Source organism: Brevundimonas sp. SL161 (genome assembly GCF_049896985.1).
Taxonomy (GTDB): domain Bacteria; phylum Pseudomonadota; class Alphaproteobacteria; order Caulobacterales; family Caulobacteraceae; genus Brevundimonas.
Genome location: NZ_JAFCVJ010000004.1, coordinates 1 through 17,147, shown reverse-complemented (window position 1 = coordinate 17,147; position 17,147 = coordinate 1). Strand labels below are relative to the sequence as shown.

The window sequence follows — 17,147 nt, the reverse complement described above, 5'->3', positions numbered from 1 at the left end:
TAAAGCCGATGACCATCCTTCGCGCCGCCGCCGTGGCCGCCGCCGTTCTCGCCCTCGGCGCCTGCCAGCAGGAGGAGCCCAAGGCCCCGGCCGTGCCCGCAACCCCGGTCGCTGAGGTGGTCAGCGGCGCGACCGGCGCCGATCAGGCGGTCGCCTGCATGGCTTATCTGGCTCTGAAGCAGGGGGCGCTGGAGGCCCAGACGCCCCCCGGCGACGTCACCGCCGTCCGCGCCGCGATGAACGACTGGGAAGGCCTGGCGCTGATGTCTATGACCCAGGACGAGGTGCCCCAGTATTTCGCCAGCTCCTTCGCTGTCGAGGACGACGCCTCACCCGGCAAGATCGAGGTCACCTCGGCCTGGTGCCCGGCGAACAAGCCCGCCGCCTCCTGATAGATGGACCTCGCCTCGCGGGGCTCGTCTGGTGCATGAGGGGCGCATGAGCGCGACACCAGGTGACAACCAGGGCCACTACGCGGAGCTGGAATACACTGCCGGCTACTACCACGAGCTGGGGCCGGCCCATCTGCGGTTCTGTGGCCTGATTGCGGGGGTCGATGTCGCCGTTCCAGAGGCGCCGACCTACCTGGAACTGGGCATGGGGCAGGGGGTGTCGCTGGCGGTTCACGCCGCCGCCAACCTCGGCGACTATTGGGGCGTCGATATCAATCCGGCCCATGTCGCGACTGCACGGGAGCTGGCGGCTTCGTTCAACGGCACCCTGCATCTGGACGCCCGGAGCTTCGAGGCGTTCGCGGCCCGGGACGACCTGCCGCTGTTCGACATCATAACCCTGCACGGAGTCTGGAGCTGGGTTTCGGATACCAGCCGGCGGGTCATTGTCGACCTGATCCGGGACCGGCTGAAGCCCCGAGGCGTCGTCTACTTGAGCTACAACTGCCAGCCGGGCTGGGCGTCGCGGTCGCCGGTGCGCCACCTGCTGAAACTGGGCCATGCCGCGCGACCGGGCGGCGACGCCGAAGGCCGGATCGAAGCGGCGCTGGAGTTCATGGAGGATGTCGCGGCCGCCGACGGCCGCTTCTTCGCCGACAACCGCCCCGCCGCCAGCCATGCCGCGTCCCTGCGCAAGGTCGGCGCGCAGTACATCGGCCACGAATATCTCAACGCCGACTGGCACGTCCCGTATTTCTCGGAGGTGGCCCAGGCCCTGGCGGAGGCGCACCTCGGCTTCGTCACCTCCGCGCGCCTTCTGGACCGGGTCAACGCCATCCATCTCCCGCCCGCCGGCCTCGCCCTGCTGGACCGGCAGAAGGATACAGTCCTGCGCGAGTCCGTCCGCGACTTCCTGGTCAACCAGCAGTTCCGCCCCGATGTCTTCGCGAAAGCGACACGCACGCTGTCGCCCTCCGAAAAGGCGGCGCGCCTCGACGCCCAGGCCTTCGTTCTCATCTGCGGCCTCGACGAGATCGACTTCCAGCTGACCGGCGCCCAGGGCGAGGTCGTTCTGTCTGAAACGACCTACGGCCCCCTGGCCGTCGCCTTGGCGAACGACGACTTCCGCCCGAAGACGACTACCGAGTTGATGGCCGCGTCCGGCGTCTCGACCCTTCGGCGCAGCGACGTCATTGCCGCCCTGATCAACCTTGTGGGCATGGGCGTGCTCAGGCCGGCGCAGGCCTTCACGCCTGAAGTCCGCGCGCGATGCGACGCCTGCAATCGCCTCGTCCTTGACCGCGCGGTGACCGGACCGCACCTGAAACATATGGCCTCGCCCGTGACCGGCGGCGGCATCCTGACGCCCCGGTCGGCCCAGCTGTTCCTGCGCGCCTGGCTCGCCGGGGCCCGCACGACAGGCGAGATCGCCCACTCGGTCTGGCAGGTGTTCGAGACCACCAACGAACGCGCCGTGCGCAATGGCCACGAGGCGGTTACCCCCGAGGATAATCTGGCGGCGATCGGCCACATGGCGCGCCGCTTCCTCGACCAGACCGTGCCCCTCTATCGGGCCCTGGCGATCCTGTAGCCGATCAGTCCCACGACCCCGTCGGCGGCGCATAGGCGTCCATCGACTGAAGCAGGGTCGAGATGAGCCGCCGTTCTTCCTCGTCCAGCTCGGGGCGCCAGACGTCGAAGATCAAGACGATCCGCGTGCTATCGCTGCGGTTCCAGGCCTCGTGTTCGATCGAGTCGTTGAACATCCAGGCCTTGCCTTTTTCCCAGGTGCGGGTCTGGTTGCCGACGCGGAACACACAGTTCGGCGGCACGACCAGCGGCAGGTGGCACAGCAGCCGGGTATTCACCACGCCGGTGTGAGGCGTGATGTGCGCGCCGGATTTCAGCTGCGAAAAGTTGATCAGCGGCGAGCGGCCGTTCACGTGGCACAGCGGGGCTGCGTTCATCACCGCCATCGTGTTGCGGAAGCGGGCCACGTTCTCCGTCTCCCGGCCATCCTTCCACAGGTAGTAGGAATTCCAGTCCATGTTGTCGGTCAGTTTCGACGGCGCACGAATTATCATGTCATCCTTGGACTGGACGTAGGGCTCAAAGGCCTTGTCCTCGTCGATGACGTTCATGACTTCCGCGGCGACGGCATCCGTGGCGTCCTCGACCGCGTCCATCCAGGGCGTCGCCTCGCGTGGATAGAACTCCACGTCCGGGAGACCCGGGTAATAGAGAAAGCGTGGTTGCTGGACGTACAGCTTGCGGCGGCCGGTCAGGACCTCCAGGGCATGGGTGAACCGCTCCGGCGCCCTGCCCTCGCGATAGCCGGCGTCGGCCAGTTCGGAGCGCACGAAGCCCTCTAGATCGGTCTTCAACTGTTCCCGTCGCGCCCTCGTTCGGGCCACGCCAGCGACGAGGTCCGGAGCCAGGGAGGGATGGCCGGCGGCCGCCGCCTCGACTAGCCCGAAATGCGCATTGGCCTCTCTGCGCTCGCCCTTGGCCGCCAGAGCCTCGGCCTTGACCAGCAGGGCTCGCAGCTGGCGCGGATCAAGCTGTAAAGCGCGGTTCGCCGCGTCCAGCGCCGCATCCGTCTCGTCCAGATTCCAGAGGGCGGTGGCGAGCAGTGCATGGGCGCCGGCGTCTGCCCGACCCGTGGCCGTGGCCTCTTCCAGCCGCGCCCTGGCGGAGCGCCAGTCGCCGGCGCGGAACGCCGCCATCGCGGCTTCGAGAATGGGACGGTCGGAGGGAAGCCACTGCATGGCGCGTTCCTAGCGCGCGTCCGCCTTCGCCTCAATCACCGTCAGCCGTAGCGCGGGATCAGACCCGGCTGCGGCGTCCGGTCGGACAGGTTGACGAGGCGTCGTGCACAGAGATGCGCCCCAACGATCCGGTCTTCGGGCAGTCCTCGCAGCCCCCGGTGCCCGGCGTCACGGTGTTGACCGTCGTCAGGTATCCGCCGCGGTCGCTCATGACACGGGTTTCCTTTCGCCGACGATCGTGGGGATCAGTTCCGACACGGTCGGGTGAATATGCACCGTGTGCTGCAGGGTGGACGCTCTGGCCCCTGATGCCATGGCGTTGACGACGGCATGGATCGCCTCGTCACCGCCGGGGCCGAGGATGGCGCCGCCCAGGATGGCCTGGGTGTCCGCATCGATGACGATCTTCATCAGCCCCCGGGTCTCGTCCTTCTCGACGGCGCGGCCGACCCGGGTCATGGGACGGACCCCGACCTCGATACGGTGACCGGCGGCCAGCGCCTGAGCCTCTGTCAGCCCGACCCGACCCAGAGGCGGATCGACATAGAGGGCGTAGGTGTCGATCCGGTCGGTCACCTTCCGGTCCGCGCCGGCCAGAAGGTTGTCGGCCACGATCTCGAAATCGTTGTAGGCGGTGTGGGTGAAGGCTCCGCGCCCGTTGCAGTCGCCCAGAGCCCAGATGCCGTCAACGGTCGTTCGCAGCTGGTCATCGACGGTGATGGTGCCCCGGGCATCGACAGCGATCCCGGCCTTGTCGAGATCCAGATCGTCGGTGTTGGGCCGCCGACCGACGGCCAGCAGGACGTGGGTTCCCAGCACCTTCGGCTCGTTGTCGGTGCAGTCGACGCCGACGGCGATTTGGTCGCCGCGCATGGCGAAGGTGATGCAGTCAGCCTTCAGCCGGAAGCGGACGCCCTCGGCCTCCAGCGCCGCCTGGATGGCCTCAGAGATGTCCGTATCCTCACGCTGGATGATCCGGTCGCCCTTCTCGACAACGGTCACCTCGGAGCCGAAGCGCCGGAACATCTGGGCGAACTCCAGCCCGATATAGCTGCCGCCGACGATGACCAGATGCTCCGGCAGCGCGGTCAGTTGCAGGATCGTCGTGTTGGTCAGGACCGGCACGTCGTGCACGCCCGGCATGTCGGGAATGACCGCCCGTCCGCCGAGGTTGAGGAAGATCCTGGGGGCGGAGATCCGCGACTCGCCGACCTGCATCTCCGTCGGCGACAGGAAGCGGGCGTGGCCTTCCAGGACGGTGCATCCCTTCATCCCGTCCAGCCAGCCGCGGACGCCGCTGCTGGCCGTATCGACGACCTTGTCCTTCCGCGCCATCACCCTGGCGAAGTCGATCGAGACCGGGCCGGCGATGACGCCGAAATCTCCGGCGCGGCGGGCGATGTGGGCGGCGTGGGCGCTGGCGACCAGGGTCTTGGTCGGCATGCAGCCGGTGTTGACACAGGTGCCGCCGAACCGCCCGCGCTCGACCAGACAGACGGTCTGGCCTGCCGCGACCAGCCGTTCAGCCAATGGCGGCCCGGCCTGACCCGCCCCGACAATGATGGCGTCATAGGTTTTCATCAGGACCCTGTATCAGATCAGAGCGATGATCAGCACAGCCCCGCTGACCGCGACGACGTCCTCGATCAGGGCGGCGGGCAGATCGCGGTCGAACGCCGTGGCCAGCCGAGCCCGGGCCTCGGCCCCGCCATAGGTCCCGGTCACGGCGCCGAGGACGCCCGCGACCAGACCCCCGACCAGCGATCCCCCCGCGATGCCGATGGCGGCCCCGCCCAGGCCGCCCATCAGGATGCGGGCGATGAACTGGACCGGGAGCTTGCGGCTCGGCGTCTTCGGCAACTGGTCGGTGATCAACTCCGCGATCGCCGCGAGAGTCAGGATGATCGGCGCCGCGATATGACCAAGGAAAGCCAGTGGGGTCCCGACCAGCGGCACGATGCCCAGCCAGGCGGCCCAGGCGATGGCGGCGGGCGCGGTCATGGCGCGTAGACCGGCGACGACGCCGATGGCGAGAGCAAGAAGATACAGCGTCATGGTCGCCTTCCCGATCGAGCTTGGGTCTGGACCTTGCCCTCATCGGCGCGCCAGCGCGAGGCTCATGCTGAATGTTGTTCGGTCGCCGTATCGCTCGACAGCGGCGACCCGGAGGATCAGGGTCAAGGTCCAGTTGTTGAATGAGCGCCCCATGTCCGCACGCCTCCGCCTCGCAGTCCTCGCCGCCTGTGTCGTTTCCGCCTCGGCCGCCGTCGCCCAGGAAGGCCGGGTCGATCCGGAGCGGCTGAACGCGGCCGTCGCCGTGCTCGCCGGGGATGAATTCGAAGGGCGCGCCCCGACCACGCCGGGCGAGGAGAAGTCGGTCACCTGGATCGCGGGACAGTTCCGGGCCCTGGGCCTCGAACCCGCCGGCGACGACGGGACCTGGTTCCAGACCGTGCCGATCAACCGCTTCGTCCAGGACGGACCGGCGGTGATCACGGCCAGGGCCGGCGGCGAGACGATCACGCTCCAGCGCGGGACCGACATCATCGCCAACAGCCACCGGCCCCAAGACCACATCACCATCACCGAAGCGCCGGTGGTCTTCGTCGGCTACGGCGTCGATGCGCCGGAGCGCGGCTGGGATGACTTCAAGGGTTTCGATGTCCGCGGCAAGGTCGTGCTGATGCTGGTCAACGACCCGGACTTCGAGGTCGCGCCTGACAGCCCCACGGCGAACCGTTTCGACGGCCAGGGCATGACCTGGTACGGCCGCTGGGTCTACAAATTCGAGGAGGCGGCCCGACGCGGCGCGGCGGCGGTCTTCGTGATCCATGAGACGGCGGGCGCCGGCTATCCGTGGAACACTTTGCAGAACTCCTCCACCGCCCCCGGCCTGGACATCGTCCGCGCCGATCCGGAGCGCGAGCGGGTTCAGGCCCAGGGCTGGATCCAGCAGGCACAGGCGGCGCGGTTGATGACGGCGGCGGGCCTCGACTATGCGACCCTGAAGACCGCGGCCCAGTCGTCGGACTTCCGGCCCGTGGCGCTGGACGGGGTGACGATGTCGCTCGATTTCGGCCAGACCTTCAGCCGCCTGACGACCCGCAACGTCGCCGCCCGCCTGCCGGGGACCAGCCGTCCGGACGAGACCGTCATGTACGGGGCCCACTGGGACGCCTACGGCCGCGCGGTCGCCAATGCGGCCGGCGACGACATCTATAACGGCGCCGTGGATAACGCGACGGGGGTGGCGGCGGTGCTGGAACTGGCGCGTCTCTATGCCGAGGCGCCGCGCACCGACCGCTCGGTCCTGTTTGTCTCCTGGGCGGCGGAGGAGGCCGGGCTGCTGGGCGCCTACTACTATGCGGCGCATCCGCTGGTTCCGCTGGAGACCACGGTGGTCAACATCAATATGGACAGTTTGCTGCCCGGCCCGGCGTCGTCCGAGATCGTGGTCATCGGCTTCGGCAAGACCGACGCCCAGAACCGGCTCGCCGATCTGGCGTCGGAGGAGGGGCGGTCCCTGATCCCCGATCCGGCCCCCCAGGTCGGCGCCTTCTATCGCTCGGACCATTTCCCGCTGGCGAAGATGGGCGTCCCGGCCCTGTTCGCCGCCGCCGGCTTCACCGGCGCCTCGGACGCCAGCCGCGCCTATGTCCGCGACCGCTATCATCAGCCGACCGACGAATGGGCCGCCGACTGGTCCATGGAGGGGGCGGCCCGGGACGTACAACTGCTTTACCGGGTCGGCCGTGATCTGGCCGAGGGCTCGGACTGGCCCGCCTGGACGCCCGGCAACGAGTTCGAGGCCGTGCGTCAGGCCAGCGCGGCGTCACGAGAGGAATGAGAGAAACGGGTGGAGGAGGGGGGCTCTCGCCTCGAACCGAAACCCCGGGGCAGAGTTGGTGTCGCGGCTGCTCGCCAGAAAAATGGTGGATGCTGCAGGGATTGAACCTGCGACCCCCTCGGTGTGAACGAAGAGCGTTCTGCGCTAAATCGTTGTAATCACGGAGTTTGGCGTCGGCGATTTTCCCGCTTTGTTCGACGTTTCGTGCCGTTTCTGGGAAGTATCTGGGAAGCGGGGCCCCTTTCAGCAGACACCACGAAAACTGCAACGCAGGGCTCGATGCAAGTGGACCCGTTAGGCTCGCGACACGCTGATTGGCGACGTCGGTGTCGCAGGCGCCTCAACGAATCTGGGGCAGGTCAAGATAGCGATCGGCCCAGACGGCGATCACCGACGCCGCATAGTGAGAATCGGCCTTGTCGGTCAGCAAATGGTTGGCGCGGTCCAGCGAGACAAAACTTTTTGGGTGACGCGCGGTGAGAAAGATACCCGCCGCATTGTCGATCGAGACGACATCATCAGTCGGTGAGTGAAGCACCAACAGGGCTCGGCCCAGGTCTTCAATTCTGGCCTTCTGGTTCTGGCCGCAGATATCGCGCACGAAGTCTGCGCCGAGTTCAAAGGTCCGCCCGCCGATCTCGACCAGGACCGTATCTCCTTCCGGGGCGGCCTCAAGCGTCGGGCCAATGTGCGTCAGCAAATGTTCAGCATCAAACGGCGCACCGATAACGGCTACAGCCTTTATCATTTCCAGTTCGCCCGCCGCGGCCAGCACCGCGGCCCCGCCGAAACTATGGCCGACCAGCAACTGAGGCGCCATGTCCATTCTGGCCATGGCCTGCGCGGCGCAGACCACGTCCTGGATGTCGCCGGAAAGCCCCTTGCCGAACGCGCCCTCGCTCTCGCCGAGGCCGGTAAGGTCAAAGCGGAGTGTCCCGATGCCCCGCTCGGCCAGCGCACGGCTAAGATGCGTCGCCGCCAGCGAGGTCTTGTCGCAGGTGAAACAGTGGGCAAACACCGCCCAAGCGCGCACCTGATCTTGGCCGCTCTCTAAAACGCCGGACAACTTGCGGCCGGCTGCGTTGATGAAGTTGAAGTCGGTGGAAGCCATGGGCTGAGCTATACCAGGGTTGGACTAGGTGGAAGCGTTCGCCCTTGTCCCCCAGGCCGTGAGGCGCTTTAGACTGGTGCGGATGATCACGGCGGTGACGCGATTGCAGACGGGCATGAGCGGCCCGTGTGAGGCGAAAAAGCGCGCGGGCCTCAAGCAACCCCGGCGATGTCAGTCCAACGATCGAGGTGTCCTCAGGCGACCAGAGCCCTTGCTACCGCTCGCTCATGCCTGAGCAGTCGACAGATTGCTGTTGGGCGCGTCGGCCGTCATTAGCGCCGACAGCAACTCCATAGCGTCCGCGAGAGCCTGCTTCTGGTCCAGCGGCAATGTTGACCAGCGGTGCAGTGCTTCGCTGCGTAGCAGGCCTGGCGCGGTGGTCAGGGCTTCGCGTCCCTGATCCGTCAACCGGGCATGTACGATCCGGCGATCCGTGGTTGAACGATAGCGGATGACCATGCCGTGCGCTTCCAAACGATCCAGCACTGCGACCACCGTCGGCGGTGACATCGAGACGTCACGAGAGATCGCACTGGTACTGACTTCACCTTGGGCGCGGATCGATTGAAGCACCACCAGCTGGGGCAGGGTCAGGCCTGTCAGCCGCGCGATCTCGCGGGATCGCACATCGATCGCCTGCGCGATCCTTCGGACTGATCGCACCAGGGACGCGGTCGGATCCGGCATCGGTTCGGGAGAAATATCGGTCATCGGGTTGAACTCTTTCGTACGCTAACCATTTGTACACGCTGCTTCCACATTTCAAGGAGGACCCATGTGCGGTCTGAGCGGCGAGATCAATTTCGACGGGCGACCGGCTGACGCGGGCGCCGTCCAACGCATGACCGATGCGCTCTCGCCTCGGGGACCGGACGGATCCGGCATCGTGATGCGCGGCCCGGTTGGGCTGGGGCACCGGCGCCTGATGATCATCGACCTGTCCGAGAAGGCGCAGCAGCCGATGGTGGACGCCGACCTGGGCGTGACCCTGGCGTTCAACGGCTGCATCTATAACTATCCCGAACTGCGTGCAGAGCTGCAGGGCATGGGGTTCCGCTTCTTCTCGGACGGCGACACCGAGGTGATCATCAAGGCCTGGAAGGCCTGGGGCGAGGCCTGCGTCGAGCGTTTCAAGGGCATGTTCGCCTTCGTCCTGCATGAGCGGGACACGGGCCGCACCGTGATCGCGCGCGACCGGTTCGGCATCAAGCCGCTGTATCTGGCCGAGCAGGGCAAGCGCTTGCGTTTCGCCTCGACCCTGCCGGCCCTGTTGGCGGCGGGTGACGTGGACAAGACCATCGATCCAGTCGGCCTGCACCATTATATGACGTTCCATGCCGTGGTGCCGCCGCCGCACACCATCCTAAAGGGCGTGAAGAAGTTCCCGCCGGCGACGATCCGCGTGATCGATGCGGACGGAACGGCCTGCGCGACCCGACACACCATCTCTTCGCTGACAAAAAGGCCGAACTCGCGGCCTTGGCGCGGATCTTCGATCTGACAACCAACCGGGAGCCAGCGGACGTCTGGTTGGATCTGCGGACGATGCTCGTGCCGCAGCAGGCGTCGGAGACCGCTTATGCAGGGGACATGCAAACCATCATGGTGGTCGAGGACGATCCGGATGTGGCGGCCGGAATCATGTCCATCCTCTCCGAGGCGGGCCATTGCTTGGTGGGCCCATTCGAAAGCGCGGACGCCGCTGAAGTTTCCGCAGCGCTGCATGACGTCGATGTCGCTCTCGTCGACATCAATCTGTCGAGCGACGCGAATGGCATCGATCTCGCGCGCTCCCTCAAGGCCCGGTGGGGCGTGCCGACGATCCTCATGTCGGGGGATGTCACGGCGCTCTCGGCCCTCGGCGGCCTGGCCGATGCCGTGATGCTCAAGCCTTTCGGTGCGAAGGCCCTCCGGGAGGCGATCCAGACGTTGGCTGGCCCTTCGGCAACCCCGGCTGCGTCACCGGAATGATGGACGGCGCGGAACCGGAGCGGACAGGAGCCGCTACATGATCATGGGTGCCGAGATGATTCCGGACATCGGCGGTCTGGACGACGCCAGGATCGTCAACATCGGCGGCAGCGTGATCACGGTAGGCGGACTGGCCTCCGGCGCCGTCATCCTCACGATAGCCATCGTTGTTTCGTGGCTTCTGACGCGGGGCATTCGACGGGTCCGGTCGCGGGCGCAACGCAGCGCCCAGCTTCTCTATCTGCTGGAAAAACTGACCGGCTACGGGGTGATCATCATCGGCGCCGTGGTCGGGCTGTCCACGGCGGGCCTCAATCTGTCATCGCTCGCGGTCTTCGCGGGGGCCATCGGCATCGGCGTGGGCCTGGGCCTTCAGGGCGTGGTCAAGGAGTTCGTCTCGGGCATCTTCCTGATCTTCGATCGGATGGTCTCAGTGGGCGACTACGTGGAACTGGAAGGCGGAACGCGCGGCGCCATCGCCGAGATCGGACCGCGCGCGACGCGGATTCGCACGAACGACAACGTCAACGTCATCATTCCGAACTCCCATCTCATCGAAGGTCCGGTCACCAACTGGACCCTCAAGGGGGATACCCGCAGGATCCACATTCCATTCTCCGTCGCCTATGGGGCGGATCGCGGTGAGGTCCGCGATGCCGTGCTGGCCGCAGCGAGAGCCTCGCCGTTCACCCTGCCCGAGACCGATGTGCGCACCAGCCAGGTCTGGCTGGTCGGGTTCGGCGACAGCAGCCTGAACTTCGAGCTACTTGTCTGGCCGACGCAGGAGGCGGTCAAGCGGCCCGCCGCCATGCACGCAGCCTATACCTGGGCCATCGCGGACGCTTTGGACGCCGCGGGCATCGAAATCCCCTTCCCGCAGACGGATTTGAGGATTCGCAGCATCCTGGGTCGCGAGGGTGATGATGCTCTGGGAGCTCTGGGTCTCTCGAAGAATATCGAGACCACGCGCCGAGCGTCGCGACCGGAGCCTGTGCCGGGACCGACCGTCAACGACGCAGCCCGGGACCTGCTGAAACCCACTTCTGATCTGATTGAAGGCGTCGATCCCTAGATGGGGGGTCTGCTGGCCGCGGCCGGAACCCTCCCATCGATCGCGGTCGGCTGGTTAGCCTGCCATGGCGCAGGCTAACGTCCCGACGCCCGCTTCTCGTCTCGCCGCTCAGAACGACGCCAGGGCCAGCACCCCTCGATCTCCGTCTCGAGCGAGAAACTCAGGAAGGTGCGGATCAGGATGACGAGACCGAGGAGGCCGACGGTCTCCAGCGTCAGCGGGGCCGTGATCGTGCTGATGATGTCGGCGCCGACCAGGAACTCCAGTCCGAGCAGAATCCCGCGCCCGAGGTTCGCGCGATAGGTCTTGTAGGCCTCTCGCCAGTCCCGATCTCGGGCGCCTCTGATCACAAAAAGAAGAGTCGCAAGCCCGACGGAACCGACGATGACGCCGGCGCCGAGCAGTTCAAGGATGAGAGCGAATGGCTGAATGAAGGCGTGAGCGCCGTTCAACACGGCGCGGCTCCTTCCCGGTCGGCTCCGGGCGATCGCAGAACTCCGGGGGCAGCGAGATCGAGGGCCGTCGGCATCAGCCTGTCCGCCAGGACTGCAGATGTGCGAGCACGTCGGCGACAATCTGCTGAGCCGTGAACCCGGTCAGGTCGCGCGGGCGTGTGACGCCGTCGGAGTGGGCTGAAAGCCGCCATTCCGTTGCCCGCCGCCGTTCCGGCGCATCCCGTGAGGTGACGACCGGACGCGGGCGCTCGCGCGGACACAAGCGGTAATGGAACGCGGGTGCTCCTCCCGTGGCGGCAGTCAGGGACAGCCCGCCCGCGTCGCGGGTGACAGTCGCCGTCAGTCCTTCCGCCGCCAGGCCTTCCCGTACGGTCTCCAGCGCGGGCGCGCCTATCTGGTCGATCTGACGGTCGATGTCGTGGCGGCTCGCCGGCGACAGGATCCGCTTCAGCTGCGCGGCGAGGGGCGCGCCCTCGGTTTCGACCACCCGGCCGGTCAGGTCCGCGTTCATCTGTCGGATCAGTCCGGCGGCCAGCAGGATCATGATGACCGCGAAGGGCAGGGCCGCCACCAGGGTCGCGGCCTGCAAGGCGCCGAGCCCGCCCGCGAGCAGCAACACGGCCGCGGCCAGGCCCTCCAGCGAGCACCAGTAGACCCGCTGCCAGCGCGGCGTGTCATCAGCGCCGCCGGACGCGATGGTGTCGATCACCAGGGATCCTGAATCGGCCGAGGTGACGAAGAATACCGCCACCAGCAGGACGACCAGGGTCGAGGTGATCGCGGTGCCCGGGAGTTCTTCGAGGAACTGGAAGATGGCCGTCGACAGGTCCGCTGTCACGGCCTGCGAGATCGCGCCCGCCGCTGCGCCCATGTCCAGGCTGATGGCGGTGTTGCCGAAAATTGTCATCCACAGGAAGGTGAAGCCGGTGGGCACCAGCAGCACGCCGATCACGAACTCCCGAACGGTGCGGCCGCGCGAGATCCGGGCGATGAACATGCCGACGAACGGCGACCAGGCGATCCACCAGGCCCAGTAGAACAGCGTCCAATTCGCCATCCAGCCGCGCGGCTCATAGGCGTAGAGATTGAAGGTGCGGACGAAGAAGTGGTCCAGATACAGGCCGAAATTCTGCACCAGCGCCTTCAGCAGGAACCCCGTGGGTCCCACGGCCAGCACGAACAGCATCAGCAGCACCGCGAGGACGAGGTTCAGCTCCGACAGCCGGCGCACGCCCTTGTCCAGCCCGGTTAGCACCGAGGCGGTCGCGGCCGCCATCACCAGGGCGATCAGTCCGACCTGCATCCATGGCGTATTGGGCAGGCCTGTCAGATAGCTCAGGCCGCTGTTGATCTGCGAAACCCCCAGCCCCAGCGAGGTGGCGATCCCGAAAAGGGTGCCGCAGATGGCGAAGATGTCGACCGCGTCGCCGATCGGACCGTCGATCCGTTTTCCCAGCAAGGGGGCCAGGCCGGATCGCAGCGTCAGCGGCAGGCCCTTGCGGTGGGCGAAATAGGCCAGGCTCAGCCCAACCAGGGCGTAGATGGCCCAGGCGTGCACGCCCCAGTGGGTGAAGGTGATGACCATCGCCTCCCGGGCCGCGTCGAAGGTTCCGGGCGGGGCCTCGGGCGGGGTTGCATAGTGCTGGATCGGCTCGGCGACCGCGAAATACATCAGGCCGATGCCCATCCCGGCGGCGAACAGCATGGCCAGCCACGACACATAGGGAAAGTCGGGCTCCGAGTCGTCCGGGCCGAGCTTCAACGCCCCGGTCGGCCCAAACGCCAGAGCCAGAACGACCAGCAGGAATCCCGCTACGGAAAGGATGTAGAACCAGCCGAAGGTGCCGATAACCCAGGCTTGGGCAGCCTGGAACAGACGGTCGGACTCGCCCGGTGCGGCCACGGCGACGGCCAGCAGCAGGCCGACGATCAGGCTCGCCCCCCAGAACACGCGTGGGTTCATCTTGGCTTTTAGCATGGATGCATAGCGTGGCTATTGGCTCAAGGTTGCGAGGGGTGAAACGGCCTTGTCGGCCCGTGTTCGATCGGCAGCCTCGGGAACCGGGGCGGCGCCAACCGGTTCGATCCCCATACCCAAGCACACCGACGGCAGGAGGCACGATGACTGTCCGCAATACCGGCTTGAGCGTAAGGCGCTCGTCGTCGCCGGCGCGACATCCGTGAGCAGGCCCTCCGGCGTTTCCAGGGGGCTGGGGCTTGCGGCTCTCCTCCTCCTCGCGGCCTGCGACCAAGGCGCAGGATCGGGCGCAGGACCCGCTCCTGAGTATCGACCGGGTGAGTCAGGGACGGTGGATCACGCGCTCTGCCTGCTGGGCTTCTCGGCGGTTCCGGTGCGAGAGGTTGATCCGGGGCACCATCTGATCGAGGCGACGATCAACGGTCGGAGCGGCCAGTTCGTGCTGGACACCGGCGCAAACCTGTCGGTCATCACAGCCTCACAGGCCGAGCGCTTCGGGCTCTCGTCCGGCGACGGTGGCGGCTTGCTTGCCGGTCGCGCCCTGCCCGCGGGAACTTCCGGTCCGCAATGGCCTGATTATCCCTCCGGCGGCTCTCATCGGCAACTGATGCACCTGCGAGGGGGAACCACTCCGTTCGACCGCGGTTCGCCTAGTCCGGTCTCGGCCCCCGCCGTGAGCCGGTGTGATCGCCTAGGCTCTGCCTCAGGGCAGGTGTCCATTCATCCGAGAGGCCAGAGCGATACATGAAGGCGCATCTTCGCAAGATCGTTCTGGAACTGACCGACGCCTTCTGGACCCTGCCGGCCGTCATCGTTCTGTTCCTGTGCGGCCTTGCTGTCCTGGCCGTTGATATTCAGGCGGCGGAAGCCTTGCCGTCCTGGTTTCCCGATGAGTGGATCTATGCCGGCGGGGATACCGGTGCGCGGACGTTGCTCGGCGCGATCGCTTCCTCGACGATCAGCGTGGCGGGCACCCTGTTCTCCATCACCATCGCAGCCCTGACCCTGGCCTCCAGCCAGATGGGGCCGCGCCTGCTGCGGAACTTCATGCGCGACCGGGGCAATCAGGTGACCTTGGGCGTCTTCCTCGGCACCTTTGGCTATGCCCTGATCGTCCTGCGTTCGGTGCGGGGCGGGGAGGACTCCGCCTTCGTTCCAGCGCTGGGCGTGACCATCGGTCTGGTACTAGCCGGCGCATGCATCGCCCTGCTGATCTATTTCATCCATCATGTCGCCAGCCGCATCAACGTCGACACCGTCATCGACCTGGTCCACGACGACGTCCTGAAGGGCATGGCGCGATTGACCTTGGATCAGGACCCGCCCGCTCGGCCGGACGCGATCGACTGGGAGCAGGGCGAAGAGATCTCCATGCCGGATGATGGCTACCTGCAGCAGATCGAAACGGAGTCGCTCGTCGATTGGGCCGAAGAGAACGACTGCGTCATCCGCTTTCTGAAAAGACCCGGCGAGTTCGTCTTCCCGCATACGCCGATCGCCCGCGTTTCCAGATGCGTCGAGGGCGCCGAGGAGGCGATCCGCAACTGCATCGCGCTTAGCCGCCAGGGTGGATCCCCGAAGGACCTGACCTTTCCGATCGGCCAGCTGGTGGAGGTAGCGGTGAGGGCCCTGTCGCCAGGGATCAACGATCCCCGTACCGCCATCAGCGTCCTGAATCGCCTGGGGGCGACGCTGACCAGTCTGTCGCGCCGTTCTCTCGACGACGGCGCGCGCGACAGGGATGGCGTGGTCCGTGTCCGGTTTCCCCCGCTCGCCTACTCTGACCTGACTAACGTCATGTTCGAGATGATCCGCGAGAGCGCGGGCGGATCGCCTTCGGTCCTGATCCATATGGTCACGGTGTTGACCGAGGTGGCCGGGGTGGAAACCGTTCCGGAGCGGCTGGACGCACTGCGTCGGCACGCCCGGATCGCCGACGCCGAGGGGCAGGCCCGATTCGTCAATGAGGTGGACAAACAGCGGCTCTCGGCGGCCTGCTCCGCCTGTCTGGCGATCGCCGCGCTTTCGTCAGAAAGGCTGCGAGGCAAACTTTAGCAGCCGGTCTGAATTTCACCTTTCCGGCGGACAGACAATGTCGGGTTCTGGCTCTTCTAAGACCGTAGCGCCGACGGCCGTTGCTGACTCTTTTGGGCCGTGCCGAAAGTCCGCTCGTCGCGATGTGAAAGGGACTCCCGCCCGCGCCGCGGACCACAGAGCCCCAACATGACCCCGGAGCAGACATCCGACCCGGTGAACCATTCGCCCAGCCGGGGGTTCGGTTTGCAGCGCCGCGGGCGGAACTAGGAGAAATCGATGCGTTTCACACCGGCTTCAGGCGCGGGTCCCAATCCTTTGCACGCGATCTTGCTCGCCTTCCCGGTGGCGCTGTTCCCCGGCGCCTTGGTGACCGACATCACCTATCTTAGGACCGAGGAGATGCAGTGGACGAACTTCTCCGCCTGGCTGATCGCCGCGGCTCTGGTGTTCAACGGGCTTGTGCTGGCCTGGGCCCTGGTCTCCCTGGTGCTCAGGTTTCGCACGGGTGAGAAACTGCGCAGCGCGATCTACGTCGGGCTGCTGGCGGTGCTGTTCCTGGTCGGTCTGATCAATGCGTTTCAACACAGCCGTGACGCCTGGAGCTCGGTCGGTGGTCTTGGCCTGACGCTGTCGATCTTCAGCACCCTCCTCGTCCTGGCCGCCGCCATCGTCGCCCATACCCACGTTTTCAGCCGGGAGGTTGCCCGATGACCCGGTTCATGGTCAGCGCCACCGCCCTCCTGATGGCCCTGTCGGCCTGCAGCCGAAGCGATCCGGACCTGCAGGAGACGGGGGCTCATCCGGACATCCCGCCCCTGCGAGAGACCCTGATTCCGGCCATGAAGATCTCCCAGCCTACCGGCTGGGGCGACCAGGTCCCGACCGTTCCCGACGGCTTCGTCATCACGGCGATGGCCACCGACCTGCAGATTCCCCGTCAGATGATCATATTGCCGAACGGCGACATTCTCGTAGCCGAAGGGCGCGGCGGCAACGCGCCGCCACTGCGTCCCAAGGACGTGATCGCGGGCGTCATCAAGAAGACGGGCAATACCGATGTCGAGAGCGGCAATCGCATCTCGCTGCTGCGTGACGCGGACGGCGACGGCCGCGCGGAGTTGAGGACGGTCTTTATCGACAATCTGAACGCGCCCTACGGCCTCGCCTTCGTAGACGGGACCCTCTACGTCGCCAATCAGGACGCGCTGGTTAGCTTTTCGTATCAGGAGGGACAGACCCGGATTACCGCCGCGCCGCAAGAGCTGACCAAGCTCCCGTCGGCCATCAATCATCACTGGACCAAGTCCCTTACGGCCAGCGCCGACGGCCAGACCCTCTATGTCGGCATCGGTTCGAACAGCAATGCCGGCGAACGCGGGATGGCGGTCGAGGAAGACCGCGCAGTTGTCTGGGCCATCGATCGCCAGACCGGGGCCCACCGGACCGTTGCGCGCGGCATCCGCAATCCCACCGATCTGGCCATCGAGCCAGCCACCGGTGCCCTGTGGGCTGTGGT

At 66.4% G+C, this 17,147-nt stretch carries 18 protein-coding genes; 10 read left to right on the top strand and 8 right to left on the bottom strand.

The genetic code is table 11. The features are described 5' to 3' along the window. Positions 1-8: 8 nt before the first annotated feature. Positions 9-392 carry a hypothetical protein gene (locus tag ACP7AU_RS04825; RefSeq protein ID WP_426050684.1) on the top strand — a complete coding sequence of 128 codons (384 nt, stop codon included), beginning with the start codon at positions 9-11 and terminating at the stop codon, positions 390-392. Between the two features lie 46 nt (positions 393-438). Beyond that, a complete protein-coding gene (locus ACP7AU_RS04820; RefSeq protein WP_426050683.1) occupies positions 439-1,983 on the top strand; it encodes a class I SAM-dependent methyltransferase in 1,545 nt (514 codons plus the stop codon). Between the two features lie 4 nt (positions 1,984-1,987). On the opposite strand, the gene ACP7AU_RS04815 is transcribed toward ACP7AU_RS04820, so the two are convergent. The 4 genes from ACP7AU_RS04815 to ACP7AU_RS04800 are packed head-to-tail and all read right to left on the bottom strand — an operon-like array spanning position 1,988 to position 5,215. Beyond that, positions 1,988-3,160, bottom strand: coding sequence for an aspartyl/asparaginyl beta-hydroxylase domain-containing protein (locus ACP7AU_RS04815; RefSeq protein ID WP_426050682.1), 1,173 nt, complete (start codon positions 3,158-3,160; stop codon positions 1,988-1,990). 58 nt (positions 3,161-3,218) lie between these two features. After that, positions 3,219-3,371: a hypothetical protein gene (locus tag ACP7AU_RS04810; RefSeq protein WP_426039557.1), complete on the bottom strand. Its 153-nt coding sequence runs from the start codon at positions 3,369-3,371 to the stop codon at positions 3,219-3,221. Then, positions 3,368-4,741 carry an FAD-containing oxidoreductase gene (locus tag ACP7AU_RS04805; protein ID WP_426050681.1) on the bottom strand — a complete coding sequence of 458 codons (1,374 nt, stop codon included), beginning with the start codon at positions 4,739-4,741 and terminating at the stop codon, positions 3,368-3,370. The genes ACP7AU_RS04810 and ACP7AU_RS04805 overlap by 4 nt, the downstream gene beginning before the upstream one ends. 12 nt (positions 4,742-4,753) lie before the next feature. Beyond that, positions 4,754-5,215, bottom strand: a complete 462-nt coding sequence (locus ACP7AU_RS04800; RefSeq protein ID WP_426050680.1) for a DUF4126 domain-containing protein — start codon at positions 5,213-5,215, stop codon at positions 4,754-4,756. 151 nt (positions 5,216-5,366) lie between these two features. Here ACP7AU_RS04800 and ACP7AU_RS04795 point away from each other — a divergent pair, with 151 nt between their 5' ends. After that, positions 5,367-7,007, top strand: a complete 1,641-nt coding sequence (locus tag ACP7AU_RS04795) for a M28 family peptidase (RefSeq protein WP_426050679.1) — start codon at positions 5,367-5,369, stop codon at positions 7,005-7,007. Positions 7,008-7,347: 340 nt separating this feature from the next. On the opposite strand, the gene ACP7AU_RS04790 is transcribed toward ACP7AU_RS04795, so the two are convergent. Then, positions 7,348-8,118 (bottom strand): alpha/beta hydrolase family protein, encoded by a 771-nt coding sequence (locus ACP7AU_RS04790; RefSeq protein ID WP_426050678.1) that lies wholly within the window; start codon positions 8,116-8,118, stop codon positions 7,348-7,350. A 225-nt stretch (positions 8,119-8,343) separates the two neighbouring features. Further along, positions 8,344-8,829, bottom strand: a complete 486-nt coding sequence (locus ACP7AU_RS04785; protein WP_426050677.1) for a MarR family winged helix-turn-helix transcriptional regulator — start codon at positions 8,827-8,829, stop codon at positions 8,344-8,346. Between the two features lie 64 nt (positions 8,830-8,893). Between ACP7AU_RS04785 and ACP7AU_RS04780 the strand changes: the two genes are divergently transcribed. Genes ACP7AU_RS04780 through ACP7AU_RS04770 form a run of 3 tightly spaced genes read left to right on the top strand, consistent with a single transcriptional unit; the run spans position 8,894 to position 11,161 of the window. Beyond that, positions 8,894-9,619 carry a hypothetical protein gene (locus ACP7AU_RS04780; protein WP_426050676.1) on the top strand — a complete coding sequence of 242 codons (726 nt, stop codon included), beginning with the start codon at positions 8,894-8,896 and terminating at the stop codon, positions 9,617-9,619. After that, positions 9,598-10,089 carry a response regulator gene (locus ACP7AU_RS04775; RefSeq protein WP_426050675.1) on the top strand — a complete coding sequence of 164 codons (492 nt, stop codon included), beginning with the start codon at positions 9,598-9,600 and terminating at the stop codon, positions 10,087-10,089. The genes ACP7AU_RS04780 and ACP7AU_RS04775 overlap by 22 nt, the downstream gene beginning before the upstream one ends. 37 nt (positions 10,090-10,126) lie before the next feature. Further along, the gene (locus tag ACP7AU_RS04770; protein ID WP_426050674.1) at positions 10,127-11,161 is read left to right on the top strand and encodes a mechanosensitive ion channel family protein; all 1,035 of its coding nucleotides are present in this window, start codon (positions 10,127-10,129) and stop codon (positions 11,159-11,161) included. Between the two features lie 74 nt (positions 11,162-11,235). Here ACP7AU_RS04770 and ACP7AU_RS04765 read toward each other — a convergent pair whose 3' ends face one another. Continuing rightward, on the bottom strand, positions 11,236-11,616 hold the full coding sequence (locus tag ACP7AU_RS04765; protein ID WP_426050673.1) for a DUF1622 domain-containing protein: 381 nt from the start codon (positions 11,614-11,616) through the stop codon (positions 11,236-11,238). 73 nt (positions 11,617-11,689) lie between these two features. Beyond that, positions 11,690-13,579 carry a BCCT family transporter gene (locus tag ACP7AU_RS04760; protein ID WP_426050672.1) on the bottom strand — a complete coding sequence of 630 codons (1,890 nt, stop codon included), beginning with the start codon at positions 13,577-13,579 and terminating at the stop codon, positions 11,690-11,692. A gap of 217 nt (positions 13,580-13,796) precedes the next feature. On the opposite strand from ACP7AU_RS04760, the gene ACP7AU_RS04755 reads away from it, so the two are divergent. The 4 genes from ACP7AU_RS04755 to ACP7AU_RS04740 all read left to right on the top strand — a co-directional run. Then, positions 13,797-14,342 carry an aspartyl protease family protein gene (locus ACP7AU_RS04755; protein ID WP_426050671.1) on the top strand — a complete coding sequence of 182 codons (546 nt, stop codon included), beginning with the start codon at positions 13,797-13,799 and terminating at the stop codon, positions 14,340-14,342. Further along, positions 14,339-15,649, top strand: coding sequence for a DUF2254 domain-containing protein (locus ACP7AU_RS04750; RefSeq protein ID WP_426050670.1), 1,311 nt, complete (start codon positions 14,339-14,341; stop codon positions 15,647-15,649). Before ACP7AU_RS04755 ends, ACP7AU_RS04750 begins: the two co-directional genes overlap by 4 nt. Before the next feature lie 258 nt (positions 15,650-15,907). Beyond that, entirely contained in the window at positions 15,908-16,342 is a 435-nt protein-coding gene (locus ACP7AU_RS04745; protein WP_426050669.1) for a DUF2231 domain-containing protein, read from the top strand. Next, positions 16,339-17,147: PQQ-dependent sugar dehydrogenase (locus ACP7AU_RS04740; protein WP_426050668.1), on the top strand; the 809-nt coding region annotated here is incomplete at its 3' end. The genes ACP7AU_RS04745 and ACP7AU_RS04740, both read left to right, overlap by 4 nt.

What these genes read in the sequence shown, in the direction of transcription:
- ACP7AU_RS04825 (WP_426050684.1), top strand. Translation starts at nt 9, where the DNA reads ATGACCATCCTTCGCGCCGCCGCCGTGGCCGCCGCCGTTCTCGCCCTC.
- ACP7AU_RS04820 (WP_426050683.1), top strand. Translation starts at nt 439, where the DNA reads ATGAGCGCGACACCAGGTGACAACCAGGGCCACTACGCGGAGCTGGAA.
- ACP7AU_RS04815 (WP_426050682.1), bottom strand. Translation starts at nt 3,160, where the DNA reads ATGCAGTGGCTTCCCTCCGACCGTCCCATTCTCGAAGCCGCGATGGCG.
- ACP7AU_RS04810 (WP_426039557.1), bottom strand. Translation starts at nt 3,371, where the DNA reads ATGAGCGACCGCGGCGGATACCTGACGACGGTCAACACCGTGACGCCG.
- ACP7AU_RS04805 (WP_426050681.1), bottom strand. Translation starts at nt 4,741, where the DNA reads ATGAAAACCTATGACGCCATCATTGTCGGGGCGGGTCAGGCCGGGCCG.
- ACP7AU_RS04800 (WP_426050680.1), bottom strand. Translation starts at nt 5,215, where the DNA reads ATGACGCTGTATCTTCTTGCTCTCGCCATCGGCGTCGTCGCCGGTCTA.
- ACP7AU_RS04795 (WP_426050679.1), top strand. Translation starts at nt 5,367, where the DNA reads ATGTCCGCACGCCTCCGCCTCGCAGTCCTCGCCGCCTGTGTCGTTTCC.
- ACP7AU_RS04790 (WP_426050678.1), bottom strand. Translation starts at nt 8,118, where the DNA reads ATGGCTTCCACCGACTTCAACTTCATCAACGCAGCCGGCCGCAAGTTG.
- ACP7AU_RS04785 (WP_426050677.1), bottom strand. Translation starts at nt 8,829, where the DNA reads ATGACCGATATTTCTCCCGAACCGATGCCGGATCCGACCGCGTCCCTG.
- ACP7AU_RS04780 (WP_426050676.1), top strand. Translation starts at nt 8,894, where the DNA reads ATGTGCGGTCTGAGCGGCGAGATCAATTTCGACGGGCGACCGGCTGAC.
- ACP7AU_RS04770 (WP_426050674.1), top strand. Translation starts at nt 10,127, where the DNA reads ATGATCATGGGTGCCGAGATGATTCCGGACATCGGCGGTCTGGACGAC.
- ACP7AU_RS04760 (WP_426050672.1), bottom strand. Translation starts at nt 13,579, where the DNA reads ATGAACCCACGCGTGTTCTGGGGGGCGAGCCTGATCGTCGGCCTGCTG.
- ACP7AU_RS04750 (WP_426050670.1), top strand. Translation starts at nt 14,339, where the DNA reads ATGAAGGCGCATCTTCGCAAGATCGTTCTGGAACTGACCGACGCCTTC.
- ACP7AU_RS04745 (WP_426050669.1), top strand. Translation starts at nt 15,908, where the DNA reads ATGCGTTTCACACCGGCTTCAGGCGCGGGTCCCAATCCTTTGCACGCG.